Source organism: Okeania sp. SIO2F5, from assembly GCF_010692685.1.
Lineage (GTDB): Bacteria > Cyanobacteriota > Cyanobacteriia > Cyanobacteriales > Microcoleaceae > Okeania > Okeania hirsuta.
In genome coordinates this window covers 110,245-124,152 of the sequence record NZ_JAAHGU010000008.1, presented here as the reverse complement: position 1 = coordinate 124,152, position 13,908 = coordinate 110,245, and the positions used below count along the sequence as shown (strand labels likewise).

10 protein-coding genes and 2 tRNA genes are annotated in these 13,908 nt (G+C 34.5%); 6 read left to right on the top strand and 6 right to left on the bottom strand.

Annotated features, from left to right (window positions below; all coding sequences use genetic code 11):
* Positions 1-67: 67 nt before the first annotated feature.
* On the bottom strand, positions 68-1,498 hold the full coding sequence (gene lpdA, locus F6K27_RS05705; protein WP_287274797.1) for a dihydrolipoyl dehydrogenase: 1,431 nt from the start codon (positions 1,496-1,498) through the stop codon (positions 68-70).
* Between the two features lie 927 nt (positions 1,499-2,425).
* Between lpdA and F6K27_RS05700 the strand changes: the two genes are divergently transcribed.
* The gene (locus F6K27_RS05700) at positions 2,426-2,665 is read left to right on the top strand and encodes a hypothetical protein (protein ID WP_124146151.1); all 240 of its coding nucleotides are present in this window, start codon (positions 2,426-2,428) and stop codon (positions 2,663-2,665) included.
* Between the two features lie 142 nt (positions 2,666-2,807).
* Here F6K27_RS05700 and F6K27_RS05695 read toward each other — a convergent pair whose 3' ends face one another.
* The 3 genes from F6K27_RS05695 to ald all read right to left on the bottom strand — a co-directional run bounded on the left by F6K27_RS05695 (position 2,808) and on the right by ald (position 6,386).
* Positions 2,808-3,593, bottom strand: coding sequence for an RNA methyltransferase (locus F6K27_RS05695; RefSeq protein WP_124146152.1), 786 nt, complete (start codon positions 3,591-3,593; stop codon positions 2,808-2,810).
* A 249-nt stretch (positions 3,594-3,842) separates the two neighbouring features.
* Positions 3,843-3,926: transfer RNA gene (locus tag F6K27_RS05690), tRNA-Leu, on the bottom strand.
* A 1,368-nt stretch (positions 3,927-5,294) separates the two neighbouring features.
* A complete protein-coding gene (gene ald, locus F6K27_RS05685) occupies positions 5,295-6,386 on the bottom strand; it encodes an alanine dehydrogenase (RefSeq protein ID WP_287274799.1) in 1,092 nt (363 codons plus the stop codon).
* Between the two features lie 243 nt (positions 6,387-6,629).
* Here ald and murA point away from each other — a divergent pair, with 243 nt between their 5' ends.
* The 4 genes from murA (at position 6,630) to F6K27_RS05665 (ending at position 11,215) form a co-directional block, all read left to right on the top strand.
* Positions 6,630-8,012 (top strand): UDP-N-acetylglucosamine 1-carboxyvinyltransferase, encoded by a 1,383-nt coding sequence (murA, locus tag F6K27_RS05680; RefSeq protein ID WP_375340850.1) that lies wholly within the window; start codon positions 6,630-6,632, stop codon positions 8,010-8,012.
* A 2,041-nt stretch (positions 8,013-10,053) separates the two neighbouring features.
* The gene (locus F6K27_RS05675) at positions 10,054-10,926 is read left to right on the top strand and encodes a M48 family metallopeptidase (RefSeq protein WP_287274801.1); all 873 of its coding nucleotides are present in this window, start codon (positions 10,054-10,056) and stop codon (positions 10,924-10,926) included.
* Positions 10,905-10,986, top strand: a tRNA-Leu gene (locus tag F6K27_RS05670). Before F6K27_RS05675 ends, F6K27_RS05670 begins: the two co-directional genes overlap by 22 nt.
* A gap of 31 nt (positions 10,987-11,017) precedes the next feature.
* On the top strand, positions 11,018-11,215 hold the full coding sequence (locus tag F6K27_RS05665) for a hypothetical protein (protein WP_287274803.1): 198 nt from the start codon (positions 11,018-11,020) through the stop codon (positions 11,213-11,215).
* Positions 11,216-11,515: 300 nt separating this feature from the next.
* Here the strand turns inward: F6K27_RS05665 and F6K27_RS05660 are convergent, their stop codons facing one another.
* Both F6K27_RS05660 and F6K27_RS05655 read right to left on the bottom strand, forming a co-directional pair.
* Positions 11,516-11,809, bottom strand: coding sequence for a hypothetical protein (locus tag F6K27_RS05660; protein WP_375339391.1), 294 nt, complete (start codon positions 11,807-11,809; stop codon positions 11,516-11,518).
* A gap of 856 nt (positions 11,810-12,665) precedes the next feature.
* On the bottom strand, positions 12,666-12,836 hold the full coding sequence (locus tag F6K27_RS05655) for a hypothetical protein (RefSeq protein ID WP_124145945.1): 171 nt from the start codon (positions 12,834-12,836) through the stop codon (positions 12,666-12,668).
* Between the two features lie 436 nt (positions 12,837-13,272).
* On the opposite strand from F6K27_RS05655, the gene F6K27_RS05650 reads away from it, so the two are divergent.
* Positions 13,273-13,824 (top strand): DUF3611 family protein, encoded by a 552-nt coding sequence (locus F6K27_RS05650; RefSeq protein ID WP_287274805.1) that lies wholly within the window; start codon positions 13,273-13,275, stop codon positions 13,822-13,824.
* The last annotated feature ends 84 nt before the right edge of the window (positions 13,825-13,908 follow it).

The following is a 13,908-nucleotide window of genomic DNA, read 5'->3' as shown; positions in this document are numbered from 1 at the left end:
GATGACTGAAGACCAAATTGCTATATTAGTGCGATTACTAAAATAACAATTTGCTTCAGCTTAATAACTAACTAACAGTTGCTCGTTTAAATGCCTCATCCAAAACCTCTGACAAAGTAGGATGAGTATGTACATTAAAAGATAACTGATTAACAGATTGCTTTTGAGCCATAGCATTTGCTGCTTCTTGAATTAAATCGGATGCATGAAGGCCAATAATATGTACTCCTAATAATTCTCCTGTATCTTGACGATAAATGACTTTAGCAATACCATCTGTTTCTCCTTCAGCAATTGCTTTTGAATTACCCTTAAAATAAGTTTTTACACTGCCTACTTCAAATCCTTGATCTTTACCTAAATCCTTAGCTGCTGTTTCAGTCATACCAACATAGCTAATTTCTGGATGAGTAAAAGCAGCCGCCGGAATACTAAGATAATCTACATCCCGATGACGACCACAAATATTTTCTACCACTGTTATACCTTGAGCTGAAGCTGTATGAGCTAACATCATTTTTCCAGTAGCATCACCGATCGCCCATAAATTAGGTACTGGTTCACCACTTGACAAAACAGCCATTTTGTCATTTACTGGGATAAAACCCCGACGGTCAGTCTCTACACCAACATAATCTAGTCCCAAATTTTTTGTATAGGGAATGCGACCTGTAGCAACTAAACAAGCATCTACTTCCAGAACCTCTTCTACTTCCTTAGTTTTAGCATCAGCTAGTTCAATAATTACCGGAGATCCAGGAATTACCTTAATCGCCAACTTACCCACTTTAGTTTCAATATCTCTTGATTCAATTAGAACTCTTTTTGCAATTTTTGCTATATCTGGATCGAAAGTAGGCATTAATTGGTCTAATGCCTCAATCATTGTAATTTCAGATCCAAGAGCAGTATAGATGTCAGAAAACTCCAGTCCAATATAACCACTACCGATAATTGCTACCCAGGGTGGCAACCAATCTAGTTTCAAAGCATCATCACTGGTAAAAACTGTTTTACCATCTAATTCTATTCCAGGAGGAACAAATGGAATAGAGCCAGGGGCAAGTATAATATCTTTAGCAGTAAAGTATTCTTCTCCCTTATCTGTCTTGACCATAACTTTTTGTTGACCTGCCATTTGCCCCCAGCCTTTAATCAAATCTATACCTAGACGTTTCAGACTGTTAGTCATGTCACCTCTAATTTTGTCAACAATGTTACTAGCATGAGAAGCTATAACTTGTCGGTCGTAAGCTACATTATCTAATTGAATACCCAGAGTTTTTAAGTGGTGAGTATCCCGTAACTCTCGAACTTTACCAGATGCTGCCAAAAGCGCCTTGGATGGTATACAACCTCGGTTAACACAAGTCCCACCCATTTCCGCTGCTTCTACAATAGCTGTTTTTAGGCCACAACTTGTGGCGTGTAATGCCGCACCATGTCCACCAACACCTGCACCAATAATTATTAAGTCGTAATCAAATTCTTGAGTCATCTGTTGTTTTTAAAACCTGTTTGTATGTTTGCAAAAACTATAATATTAGAAATTATAGGAATGTAGCTAAATATTTTATTTGGGATTTGTTTGAACTTAATTTGCTCTAGATCCCAGATTAACTTAATTCTTGACCAAAATAAACTGCAATAGTTAAGTTGAAAGCACAAGGAGCGAGAAAATTAAGTACATAATCCATATTGGGAAACTATTCATTCGTGTCTGTATGAGCTAGCCTTGCATACAGACATTACTTCACTTAGTCTTTTTTTTTGCTGCGACAAACAAAACTTTTATAGCAGGGAACAGGCAACAGTTGGAAAAACATTTTCTAGTCTAAGATTGGTTATTAGTCTACGTCCTAACCAATTCTTTCTTAGCTATATGTTTATGATATAATGAGCCTAAAAAAACAAATCTCATTATTTCAGATAAAATACTGAAATCTATAAGTATTCAGTTTATATTACTATTTAGATAATGATTTCATTTGATTAAAAAGAGTTTATATAAACTTACTTTAGATACATTTTGAATGATAAATGGCTAAAAATAGCTTAAAATATTCATTGATTGTAGAGCAAATTTAAAAGCTCAACAAAGATGTCAAAATTAATAATCTGATCGCTCTATAAAAAAAATCAAAAGCCCCAAATCATCAAAATATTAGCTATTAATTAATAATATAGAGCAGATTTAACTTTTGCTCCGGAAAGATATCTAGAAATAAAATATCTAGTGCAGGATGGCGGAAATAACTGACAAGTTACAAAATCCTAAAAGCCTTACTAAGCAATACTTTTGACTCTTAACTTTTGACTTTTAACTTCCGCGTAGCGGCACTAGACTCCTGCTGTTTGTATGCCTTTTTTTTATATAAAAATAAGTTGAACTGTTAACAAGAAGATAACAAGGACAGAAATTAATATGGATAAAAAAGATATTCGTAGTCAGGCTGCAAAAACATTTGTTGATAGCTTTGAGAAACAATTGGATAACTCTCTTCAGGAACCCAACTATGAAAAGTCTAATTCCGATCTTCAAGATAGTGAAAAGTCCAATCAAAAATTTGGTTTATCAGAGTTAGAGGAAGCGATCGCTGACATAGACCAATATATGGAAACAAATCATCAAAGCCAACCATTATCGGAAGCGGATTCAGAATAATATAATAACCTATCCCACTATTTTTCACAGGCTAATTTGTTCAATTAAAATGTGTCTGAAAAGTTTAATCTTTAGTTTTTAACTATCAAAATATTTAGGGTTTTTAGCAAAAATCTTATTACTGGAATAGGTTCATAATTTACTAATTTGATTGAGATTGACGTTGACGTTGAACTTCATACAAAATTACTGCTGTACAGACAGCAACATTCAAAGATTCCACTTCGTTACCCAAAGGAATCTTGACAGAATAATCAGCCAACTCAAGTAAATCTTGTGAAATACCAGAACCCTCATTTCCTAAGATTATTAGTGTCGGTTTTCGTAAGTCAATCTGCCAATAGTTTATAGTAGAATTTGGTACTGTTGCTACAATTTGCAAACCTTGATTTTGTAACTTTAATACCTCGGCCTTTAAATTTTCAGAAATTGCCATAGGTAACTTAAACCATACCCCTGCTGAAGCTCTAACTACTTTAGGATGATATAAGTCCACACTATCTGCACTTAACCACAAACCATCTACATCTGTTGCCGTAGCTGTCCTGATGATAGTACCAAAATTACCAGGGTCTTGCAATTTGTCCAAAGCAATTCCCAAACTAGCAATTTTGACAGAATTTTTTGACTTTTGTGGTGCTATAGCTATTATTCCATCAGGATTAACTGTAGTAGTAAGAGACTTCAAAACCCTTTCACTTACTAATTCTATCCTTTGAGCTTTTTGAGATAATAATTCCCACAAAAATTGATGTCTTTCTTGCCATTCAGGCGTACAACATACAGTTAAAAGAGGATAACTTTTGTGGCAAGCTTCTTCTAGGATATGAGTTCCTTCTAATAAAAATAACTGCCTCTCCTTTCTTCCTTTGGATTGATGAAGCTTACGGATTTCCTTTACTAAAGGATTTTTTAAACTGGTCAGCACTACTTATATTTTTATCTAGTATTTATTACTGATTTTATTTGAGGAGTGAAACACGAGCAGGATATTGTGATTTTCCTACCCATTAGATTTTGATCGCTAATCAAGAAATACTCCATATACCTAATGCAGGATGGTAGGAATAACTAACCAGTTACAAAATTCTAAAAGCCTTACCAATCAATATTTTTGATTTTTGATTTTTGATTTTTGATTTTTGATTTTTAACTTCCGCGTAGCAGCACTAGATAATGCGGAACCCGGGACTTGAACCCGGAAGTCCTTGCGAACACTAGAACCTGAATCTAGCGCGTCTACCAATTCCGCCAGTTCCGCTAAATCACAATTTTTTATTATTGCCGATCTACTTCAATTTGTCAATCACTTTAAATTAAGTTTTTTTACTACCATATTTTTTATAACTAAAACTAATAAATATTAAAAATTACAAAGATAATTTTTAATCTTTTCAATTGTTACAAAAATTAATTAAATGCTGATTATTGAGAATATTCTCATTTATTTTTACCTATTTACGTTGTTTGGTTGATTTGGTATAATATAAACATTAATCTATAATCTTGCAGAGCATTTTAACTTTAAATAAATTAGGAGTGTATAAGTCTCATTCCACCGTTAACTTTAACTGTATAAATGGTTATTTCACCAGCAGTAAATAGTTTTTTTTAATTTATGAAGCTTAACACTTTTTTCTACACTATTTGACTAAATAAATTTTTGATGATATCTGACATCAAATTCTATCATAAATGTTGAAAGAGAACTCCCGTTATAATCGCGAGATTTAACGCTCAGAGTTTCAATTTGAATTACGAATATATATAGCTACGGTCTTCAGAAATCAACTCAACAGTTCTAAAAGCCGATTTATTTTCATAGCTTAGTTTACAACTGATTCCTCATCCTTAGCATAATTTTGACCATGCAGAGCCAATTTTTTCTAACTAATGACCCTATTAACTATCAGGAACTGGCGATCGCGATTTGATAGCCATGTCTATTGAGTATAAAAAGAATTATCTTTTACCAGAAAAGAATAGGATGGCGAATAAACTCAGAAAAGTTAGTAGTATCTAAATAATCTTTAATAGTAGACTATTGTTTACACATCCCAATTTTTTTTTTCATAAATCTGTTGTAACTTATCACCATATTTACTTTCTCCTATAAAAATGTCTTTAGACCTCAAAACGTTCTTCTAGAGATAGTGTTATGCTAGTCACTCCAGTTTTAGGAATATGACCAAAGATAAATTTAGCCTCCTCATAAATAATCACTCTGCTAGTTTTAATCAACTATAAATCTAAATAAGGTTTTAGCCTTTTTAAGTATCAAAAAGTGCAATGTTTTAGGTGGTAATGGTTCAAAAATTTAGGATTTTGATCAAGAGTTGGGCAAAAAAATCAAGGGACGATTCTTCCTACTATATCCTCTATAATTCCCCGTTTATCCTGACTTCTACCCTTACCATGCACACTGATTCAGCAAACCCTAATTACTTATCGAACCGATTTACCAAAGAGGATGTCAAATAAAGAGTAGTAGAAATAAAAGAGATAGAATGAAGATAATTTCAAAAAAAACTATCTATGAAAATTGCTGAAAAACTTATCTTATCTTAGATATTGATATAAATCTAATGATTCTATTCTTAATGATGTTCAAGGAGTGTGATTTTTAAACTTAATTATTACTTAGATCGGGAAATACTTCTCGGACAGCAGGATGAACCAAAAAATGGTCTTTAACATTCAAACCCTTAGCCAAGGCCGGATTTTTTTCTAAAGCTTCACTCCCATAATGAGCCAACTGTAATACATAGGGTAAAGTACTATTATTCAGAGCTTGAGTAGCTGTCCAGGGAACTGCTCCAGGCATATTAGGCACTCCATAATGCAAAACTCCCGATTCCACATAGGTAGGATTTGTATGAGAAGTTGGACGTAGAGTTTCCACACAACCACCTTGATCCACAGCTACATCAATAATCACAGAGCCAGAACGCATCTGCGCTACCAAACTTTTAGTCACTAAAACTGGAGGACGACGACCAGGAACTAGAACTGCCCCTACAAGTAAATCGGAATCTACAATAGCTGCTTCAATAGCAGAAGAACTGCTGTATAACAAATCCACTCTAGAACCAAATAGAGTCTCCAGATAAGCTAACCTTTCCACATTTATATCAAAAATTTGAACCCTTGCCCCCAAACCAACAGCAATTTTCGCTGCTTCTGTACCAACAACCCCACCTCCCAAAATCATAACCTTACCAGCCATAACACCAGGAACTCCCCCTAATAGTAAACCTCTACCACCCTGTTGCCTTTCCAAAAATCTCGCCCCAAACTGCACAGAAAGACGTCCAGCTATTATACTCATGGGAGTTAACAAAGGTAACTTATGGTCAGGCAGCTCAACTGTTTCGTAGGCGATCGCCACCGCCCCACTTTCAATCAACCTTTCAGTTAGCTTTCGGTCAGCAGCCAAATGTAGATAAGTAAACAGGATTTGTCCTGATTTGAGAAATTGGTATTCTGATGATAGAGGTTCTTTAACTTTTACGATCATTTCGCAATTCCAAACCTCTCCAGCATTTTGTAAAATTTTGGCCTTTGCTTGGATATAATCCTCATCACTAAAACCTGCACCCAACCCTGCTCCTGTTTCGATGAAAACCTGGTGACCAGCTTCAGTACATACCCTGACACTTGCAGGAGTTAGTCCTACACGAAACTCTTGATCCTTAATTTCCTTGGGAATACCTATTTCCATTCACAACCTCTATATTCTGTAGTCGAAAACATCACTGTATTCTGACCAGTTAAAATCTAACTCAAAATTAATTAAGCAGCTATTTATAAATAGATATAGGTCATATTTTCTCACCTATACACCGTATCAATATATTCCGGAGACATCTAATTTTTTTTTGCAACTTATATTAATAAATAGGATTTGTCAACCCCTAGACATCTGCTAACTTTCCAGTACAATCAGAAGCAAAAATGGAAATTAATAATTAGGTCATTGAGGGAGGATAGAGCCATCAATCAACCATCAAATTCAAAAGAGAACCCAAAATTATCTCCTATCAACCAGTCAATACTGAAAATTCATGGTCCATCTGATCTTAAAGGAAACATAAATATTAGTGGTGCCAAAAATTCTGCTCTAGCTACCATGGCAGGAACATTGCTTTGTTCAGGCATTTGTCGGTTACGCCAAGTTCCCTCTCTGGCAGATATTAATAGAATGGGACAGGTTTTATCTGCATTGGGAGCAAAGTTAGAACAGAATGGTAATACTTTAGATGTTGATGCGAGTAATTTAGATACTACTGAAGCTCCTTATGAATTAGTTAGACAGTTACGTGCTAGCTTTTTTGTTATCGGTCCTATTCTGGCCAGATTAGGGGTAGCCCGCGTTCCATTACCAGGTGGATGTGCTATCGGTGCTAGACCTGTCGATCTTCATGTTCGAGGTTTACAAGCTTTAGGAGCAGAAGTTCATATTGAGCATGGTATAGTCAACGCCTATATTACTGGTACTAAAAAAAAGTTACAAGGAGCAAAAATATATCTTGACTATCCTAGTGTTGGAGCTACTGAAACATTAATGATGGCAGCAACCTTGGCTGAGGGAGAAACCATCATTGAAAATGCAGCTCAAGAACCAGAAGTAGTAGACCTAGCTAACTTGTGCATAGCTATGGGGGCTAATATTATTGGTGCTGGCACAAAGAACATAGTCATATCTGGAGTCCCTAAGCTACATTCTGTAGATTACACTATTATACCTGACAGAATAGAAGCTGGGACATTTTTAATCGCTGGTGCAATTACTAATTCAGACATAACTATTTCACCAGTTGTTCCTCAACATTTGAGTGCAGTTATTTCTAAACTTGAGTCAGTAGGAGTAAATATTAGACAAGAAGTACCTGGAAGCTTACGCGTTATACCTAGTAAAAACCTTGTCGCTACTGATATTGAGACTCAGCCATATCCTGGTTTTCCCACAGATATGCAGGCTCCTTTTATGGCCTTGTTAAGCGTGTGTTCTGGTAGTAGTTCTGTTACAGAGACAGTATTTGAGAATCGTATGCGTCATGTTTCAGAGCTAAATAGAATGGGTGCTAATATTAGGGTGAAAGGAAATCATGCCATTGTAGAAGGTGTGTCCAAGCTTTCAGCAGCTCCAGTAATTGGTACAGACCTGAGAGCTTCTGCTGCCTTGGTAATAGCAGCATTGGCCGCAGAAGGAGAAACGACTTTTCAAGGTCTACAACACTTAGACCGAGGTTACGAAAAACTAGAAGTTAAACTTCAAAAGTTAGGAGCACAGTTGCAAAGAATAGATATACCTACAGAACATGAAATATTGCAGACTTCTGTCTAAGTTGATTTAATTTTTCATACAAGAAATAGCTTTAAACTAATGGTCTGTTTAATTAATTTTGATGGGTTAAGTACATTATCAAATTATGAAAAATAATTGATTGTGACAATTTATAATCTTATTGAAACTGACAAAATAGACTATTAGGTAGTTTATTTCTTTTGGTCGTCCTCAAAAAATAAGGGTGTGTTGTAGTTGTCAATGCATTACTAGATAGCTCTAATGTTATTCTCCAATTTTTTAGAGTATAGTCGATTATTTTTCACATATCAATATATTTTTGTATCAAGGTACATATAATAAATAGCTTTATTAAGTCTGGGTCTAACTGCGCGAGATGAAATGCAGTATCATTGCTTCAATAAATAACCAATTTCAACTACTTTATACCAAATTTAAATGAAGCTGCATAGAATAATATTTCAAGCAGAATTGACCGCAGGTAAGCCTAGATAAAGATAGATATATTTAATGAATTTCATCATTCTATGCAACCTCATATAAAACTGGTATTAGAAATACCAATTTTTGTTATAAATGTAGAAATCTGTAGAATTTTTTCAATAGTTACCTAGTGCTGGCAAACTTCAGCACTCAATATCAATACTTCACTTCTGATAACTTAACTTATCTTAGATAGAATGATCTGCTCGAATTTATCTTTCGATAAAGTACATTATAATTACTTTTTTAATAGACATCTCCAATCATAAAAAATAAAATTAATTATCGCACTAGATATATCAATTATCATTTTCTTTGTGGGTTTAATACCCCACCGTCTACACGGTGTTCAAAATTACTTGGGGTGAGAATCCCCATGTAATTTTCCTCCTGTCTCCTGTCTCCTGTCTCCTGTCTCCTTCTTCAATTCCCCCTACTTCCTACTCCCTAATACCTCTATTCTGCAGAGGTCTAATGGTATTGCACAGTGAGGAATAATTTTAGATTTTTGATGAACAAGATTTTGAATTTGAAAATTGCTGTAATGATTAATATTAGTTTTTTTAGTCAAAGTCTAAACTAATTTTTGGCAATATAATTCCATAATTTGCCACCATTTTTTAATGGTATCTAATACTAATTTGAAAAAAGTATTTTAAAAAAAATAAGGGTAGTAAGGACGAATAGCCATTAGTTTTATAGGAGATGTTCCTTTGACTAAAAAGAAGCGTTGCATATTTGTGGGATAATTGTATGCTTGGACAAAAAGGAAGTATGAAGTATTAAGGATGAGATTTACCTGTTCAAAAAAGATTCATCCCTTGATTCAGCAACGCCAAAAAGATAAGTTATGAACTCAAAAATGGAAATGGTATCTAAGCTTTTCATTCTGATTCCTAAAAAATCTCCTAGCTATTTGTAGCAAACATTTATAAAGTTGGTATAACTCTAGAATATCTAGTGATTTGTTTTACCTTTCTGTTGATGAAATTTACTTACTAAAAAAACAAGCGTTTTTAAATGATTTCCCGTCGCAATGAATACATATATTTAATCATGTAGACATTTTTTCTCTAGATTTTAATCATCAAGTTATTAACTTATATTAACATTAAATTTATCTACTTGATAGTGAAAGTAGTTACTTTTAAATACATACAGAAAATTCAGTGGTATATGAGGTAATAAAGATTAACTATAAAGTACGGGCATATTTCCCGCCACACATGTACCTCATTGATTATGAAATATCCTGTATATATTTAAGCTTTTAAAGTTTTTAATATCCTTTTTGAATAAATGAACTACACCAAACCATTCTAAGTAGAAAATGGTAAATTTTGGGCCCTATGTATCAAATTATAAATTAGCTCAAAAGTTGGTATTCATTGCCTTGAGTATTTTTTTGATTAAAAATGTAACCTCTTTTTTTTAGCTTGCTCTACTTAATATCAAACTTAAACTAAATTTAGTTAATTTTTTTGTGCGACATAACAATAACTAACTAAAAAATAAAACTTTCCTTAACATTGAAACAGAAATTATTTTTCTCAAATTGTGCTAAAATCACAGTAACTATAGTTACTATTAACAAAATATGTCTTTGGCAACAATACCCTTAATTGGCTTGAAAGCAGATAATTTTCGGCATCCATTAGACTTAGAAGCAACGAATACTATCAAACAACTACCTGGCATAGATTTATTAGTTAGGCAATTATTAGGACCATTAGGAGAGCAATTTTTCTACATGGAAAATATCGCATCTAGTGTATTAGTCGGTGAGAATCAATTACCACATTTATACAAAATACTTTTAGATGCTTGTCAAACACTAGACTTAGAACCACCACAATTATATGTTCGTCAACATCCTGTTCCCAATGCTTACACATTTGCTATGCGAGGTAAGCAACCTTTCATTGTTGTTCATACATCTTTGATAGAATTACTGAATTTAGAAGAAATTCAAGCAGTATTAGGTCACGAACTAGGACATCTTAAGTGTGAACATGGAGTATACCTTACTTTAGGTAATTTAATTGTACTGGCTGCTGGACAAATTTCGACATGGGGTGGTATTGTAGCTCAAAGCATACAAAATCAAATACTAGAATGGGTCAGGTATGCAGAATTTACTTGCGACCGCGCAGCTCTATTAGCAACACAAAACCCAAAAGTAGTTGCATCAGTTCTGATGAAGTTGGCAGGTGGTTCTCCGAGTATATCTGCTCAGCTTAATGTTGATGCTTTTTTAGCTCAGGCAAGAGCTTACAAAGAATTTAGTAATACGGAACTGGGTGAAGTTTTAAGGCAACTTCAAACAGCTCAACTAACCCATCCATTACCTGTATTGCGTGCTAGAGAAATTGACAGATGGTCAAGTAGTCAAAAATATCAGGATATCTTGCAAAATTTGACAAGAGGTGATTATAATAGTAAAAGTAAGGGCGGGTGGCGAAATTGGTAGACGCACCACACTCAAAATGTGGCGACTTCGGTCGTGAGAGTTCGAGTCTCTCTCTGCCCAGTTATACTAAAATGAGTTTATATTTGAAGATATGGCACAAAGGTTGAAAAGATGGGAGTCTCCTCGTTACCAGGGAAGAAATATTAAAGGCAGAGGAGGAAATGTTAGGTTAAGGCAAGTCAAAAAGCAACAACAGCAACTAAGAAAAAATCTCAAAAATCAGGAAAGTGGGAACCTTGGTTCCCATTTTTTATTTTTTTATAAAACTTTGATCGAACTTGATACATGATTAGTACTTATAATCATTCCAGAGACTAAAACTTTTTTCTCAACTTCTAACTATCCTTACTTCTTCTTGAACTGTAGAAAATGTCTTACCTTATGCTGTGGCTTTAGACTGTCCACATATATTTTTTAGGATTAATGGCTTAATATAAAATCCGGTTATAGAGTATGTGTTTATCATTATATTTACACTTCAATCTTCCCATCTCTAATTAGGGGATAGCCCCAATCAAGAAAGCTACTTAATATATTAGGAACTTGACTAATTTTTATCAGAGCTTGGGGGTATGGCTGATTATTTAATTTAAGGAAGATGCTTTTTATTTCTACTTAGAATTGGTAGTTGTGGACGAGAAGAATTAGGAGGCAAATAATATTCTGGAACAGGAGTAGCTCGATCTATCTGAGAACGCTTTAATAACCAGAAACGTAATATAATTGCTAGTCCTACTGTACCTATGCCAAAACTAAATAAAGACCAACTTGTCCCTAAACCACCAATAACAGCATCAACCGATCCTACTGTTACAAAAAAGCTTGCTACAGGATCTTTTCGATAAGCAGTTTTTAAGATTTTTGGCCATAAAGCGTCGATCATAAGCTTAATTTGATACAACTTAAATTTACTCGTAAGTTTCTTGAATTTCAAGGAATTTAGCTAATTATTTAATAAATTCCCTTTATCCTCTTATAGATATGTATAACTAACTATACTGCCGTATTAAACTTTAAATCAGTAAATTAGTTTTGATTTTTTCTTAAATATTCAATATTGAGCAATTAATACAAAATTATAATAACCTGGTATTTCGCCAAAATTACAATTCATATATTGAGATTGCCAAGGTGAATAGTGGATTAATTGCTACATAAAACTAATTCTCACTCTAGGAATAGTCTAGGAATAGTCTAGATTAATGCAGTATAATTGCAAACTAGATAGAGATTGTTGGTAAGTTGTTGACAATATTAGGCTTACCAACAATATGACTTTACCATATCTTTATTTTGACACTCTCACCGTTAAATCAGTGCGATTATAACGTGAGATTCTTGTATCTTAGATTCTTAACTAGGTAACAAATCAAATAAACTGAGTTTTACCCCCTCCACTACCATCTCCAGAAGCTTTCTTGCTCCGTCTTTACCCTGAGATTACCTGAGCGCAGGCGGTGAGCTTTTCTCGAGCTATATGTCCCATGGCTATTGATAGGATTATAACGCCAAAAATGTGCGCGCGTATTGCTCAATTATTTTTCTGGTTGAAATTTATGAGGGGCTGTCTGCGTAGGTTTCCCGCGCAGTTTATAGACCCCGTATCACCGTTAAATAACTGCGATTATAACGGCTCGATCTCTTTCAACATTTATTATGATAGATAGACTTTTGTATTGGTTTAACCTCTATCCCTATTATATATAGTAGATCTCTATAATTTAGGTATAGCTAAAACTTTAATTGAGACCTAACCAAGATAGTAAACCTTCTCCAGTCAAGTATTCAATTGCCAGAGTTAATACAAAGCCAATCATAGCTGCTCTACCATTCAGACGTTCTGAATATTGGTTAAAACCGAATTTTGGTTCATCCAGATTCGGTTTCGTAGTAGGTTGTGGTTGTGTCATAATCAGTAGGTCTCAAATTTAATAACGTTTACAAATAGAGTTGTTTGTTTACAATTCTTAAATATATTTTAAAAGGAGTTGACCTAGAGTCAAGTACATTGCCAGAATTCGCTCCAATATCCCCAGGAAGTCCCCCTGTAATCCTTAATTAAGAATCTGATGGGAATATCAGTCCATATTTTTCATATTGCTCAAATGTCAGTATAAATGCTACAGTCTTAAATATACTTAGGCCATAGGTCTATATATTGTCAGCGCCAGTATCTTATTGATAAAACTCCAAGAATGTTTTGGGTTATCTGGGAAAGGCGTCTTTAGACCAAACAAGATTAATCTGGCAAGAACGGTGCAAGAGAGACAAAAACCATCTATAGCATTTTCTCTCAAGGGCAACGTCGTGAGTATATCAAAGTATTGACAATACATAAGCATAAATATGTCAAACTTATCAGACCTACCAACTGCTGTTAAACAAGTAGCTAATGCACTCCGGTTCGGCGGATGGACTTGTTTCTGGTCCCAACTTGCATTGGGGGTAATTTCAGGCTTCATGTTTTTATTTGCTGCTTTCATCTTACCCAATCAAATGGATGAAGCAGGTGCGGGAGGTAGCCTCTTTTTTCCAATTTGTGGACTTGTGGTACTAGGATTCAGCATCTTCTTGTCATTTCGTTACACTCGCTTGGCAAGGAAATTACGAGCGCCTACAGATTCTTCAAGGCCAAGCAGGGCAGATACAACTCAACAAGTGAAAAGGACTTTAATTACGAACTTGGTTGGGATTACTCTAACTTTATTAGGAGCAGAAGCAATTGGAGGTATTTTATTAGGCGAATCTTTAGTTATGGGAGCGTCTATGTTTAACTCTACAGAACTAGAAAAATTTACACCGGATATTATTATACTGTTGGGTAATACTCACATTATTGTGGCTCATTTTATCGGAATTGTCGTAGGACTATTTTTACTAGATCGGGTTTATAAGTAGTCAGTAAAATTGCGTTTTTACAGCGCAATTCATTTAAGTAGACTACAAAATTATTTTGGGGCATGGGAGTAGCGATGCGACCCC

What these genes read in the sequence shown, in the direction of transcription:
- F6K27_RS05675 (WP_287274801.1), top strand. Translation starts at nt 10,054, where the DNA reads ATGTCTTTGGCAACAATACCCTTAATTGGCTTGAAAGCAGATAATTTT.
- ald (WP_287274799.1), bottom strand. Translation starts at nt 6,386, where the DNA reads ATGGAAATAGGTATTCCCAAGGAAATTAAGGATCAAGAGTTTCGTGTA.
- F6K27_RS05655 (WP_124145945.1), bottom strand. Translation starts at nt 12,836, where the DNA reads ATGACACAACCACAACCTACTACGAAACCGAATCTGGATGAACCAAAA.
- F6K27_RS05700 (WP_124146151.1), top strand. Translation starts at nt 2,426, where the DNA reads ATGGATAAAAAAGATATTCGTAGTCAGGCTGCAAAAACATTTGTTGAT.
- lpdA (WP_287274797.1), bottom strand. Translation starts at nt 1,498, where the DNA reads ATGACTCAAGAATTTGATTACGACTTAATAATTATTGGTGCAGGTGTT.
- F6K27_RS05660 (WP_375339391.1), bottom strand. Translation starts at nt 11,809, where the DNA reads ATGATCGACGCTTTATGGCCAAAAATCTTAAAAACTGCTTATCGAAAA.
- F6K27_RS05650 (WP_287274805.1), top strand. Translation starts at nt 13,273, where the DNA reads ATGTCAAACTTATCAGACCTACCAACTGCTGTTAAACAAGTAGCTAAT.
- F6K27_RS05665 (WP_287274803.1), top strand. Translation starts at nt 11,018, where the DNA reads ATGGCACAAAGGTTGAAAAGATGGGAGTCTCCTCGTTACCAGGGAAGA.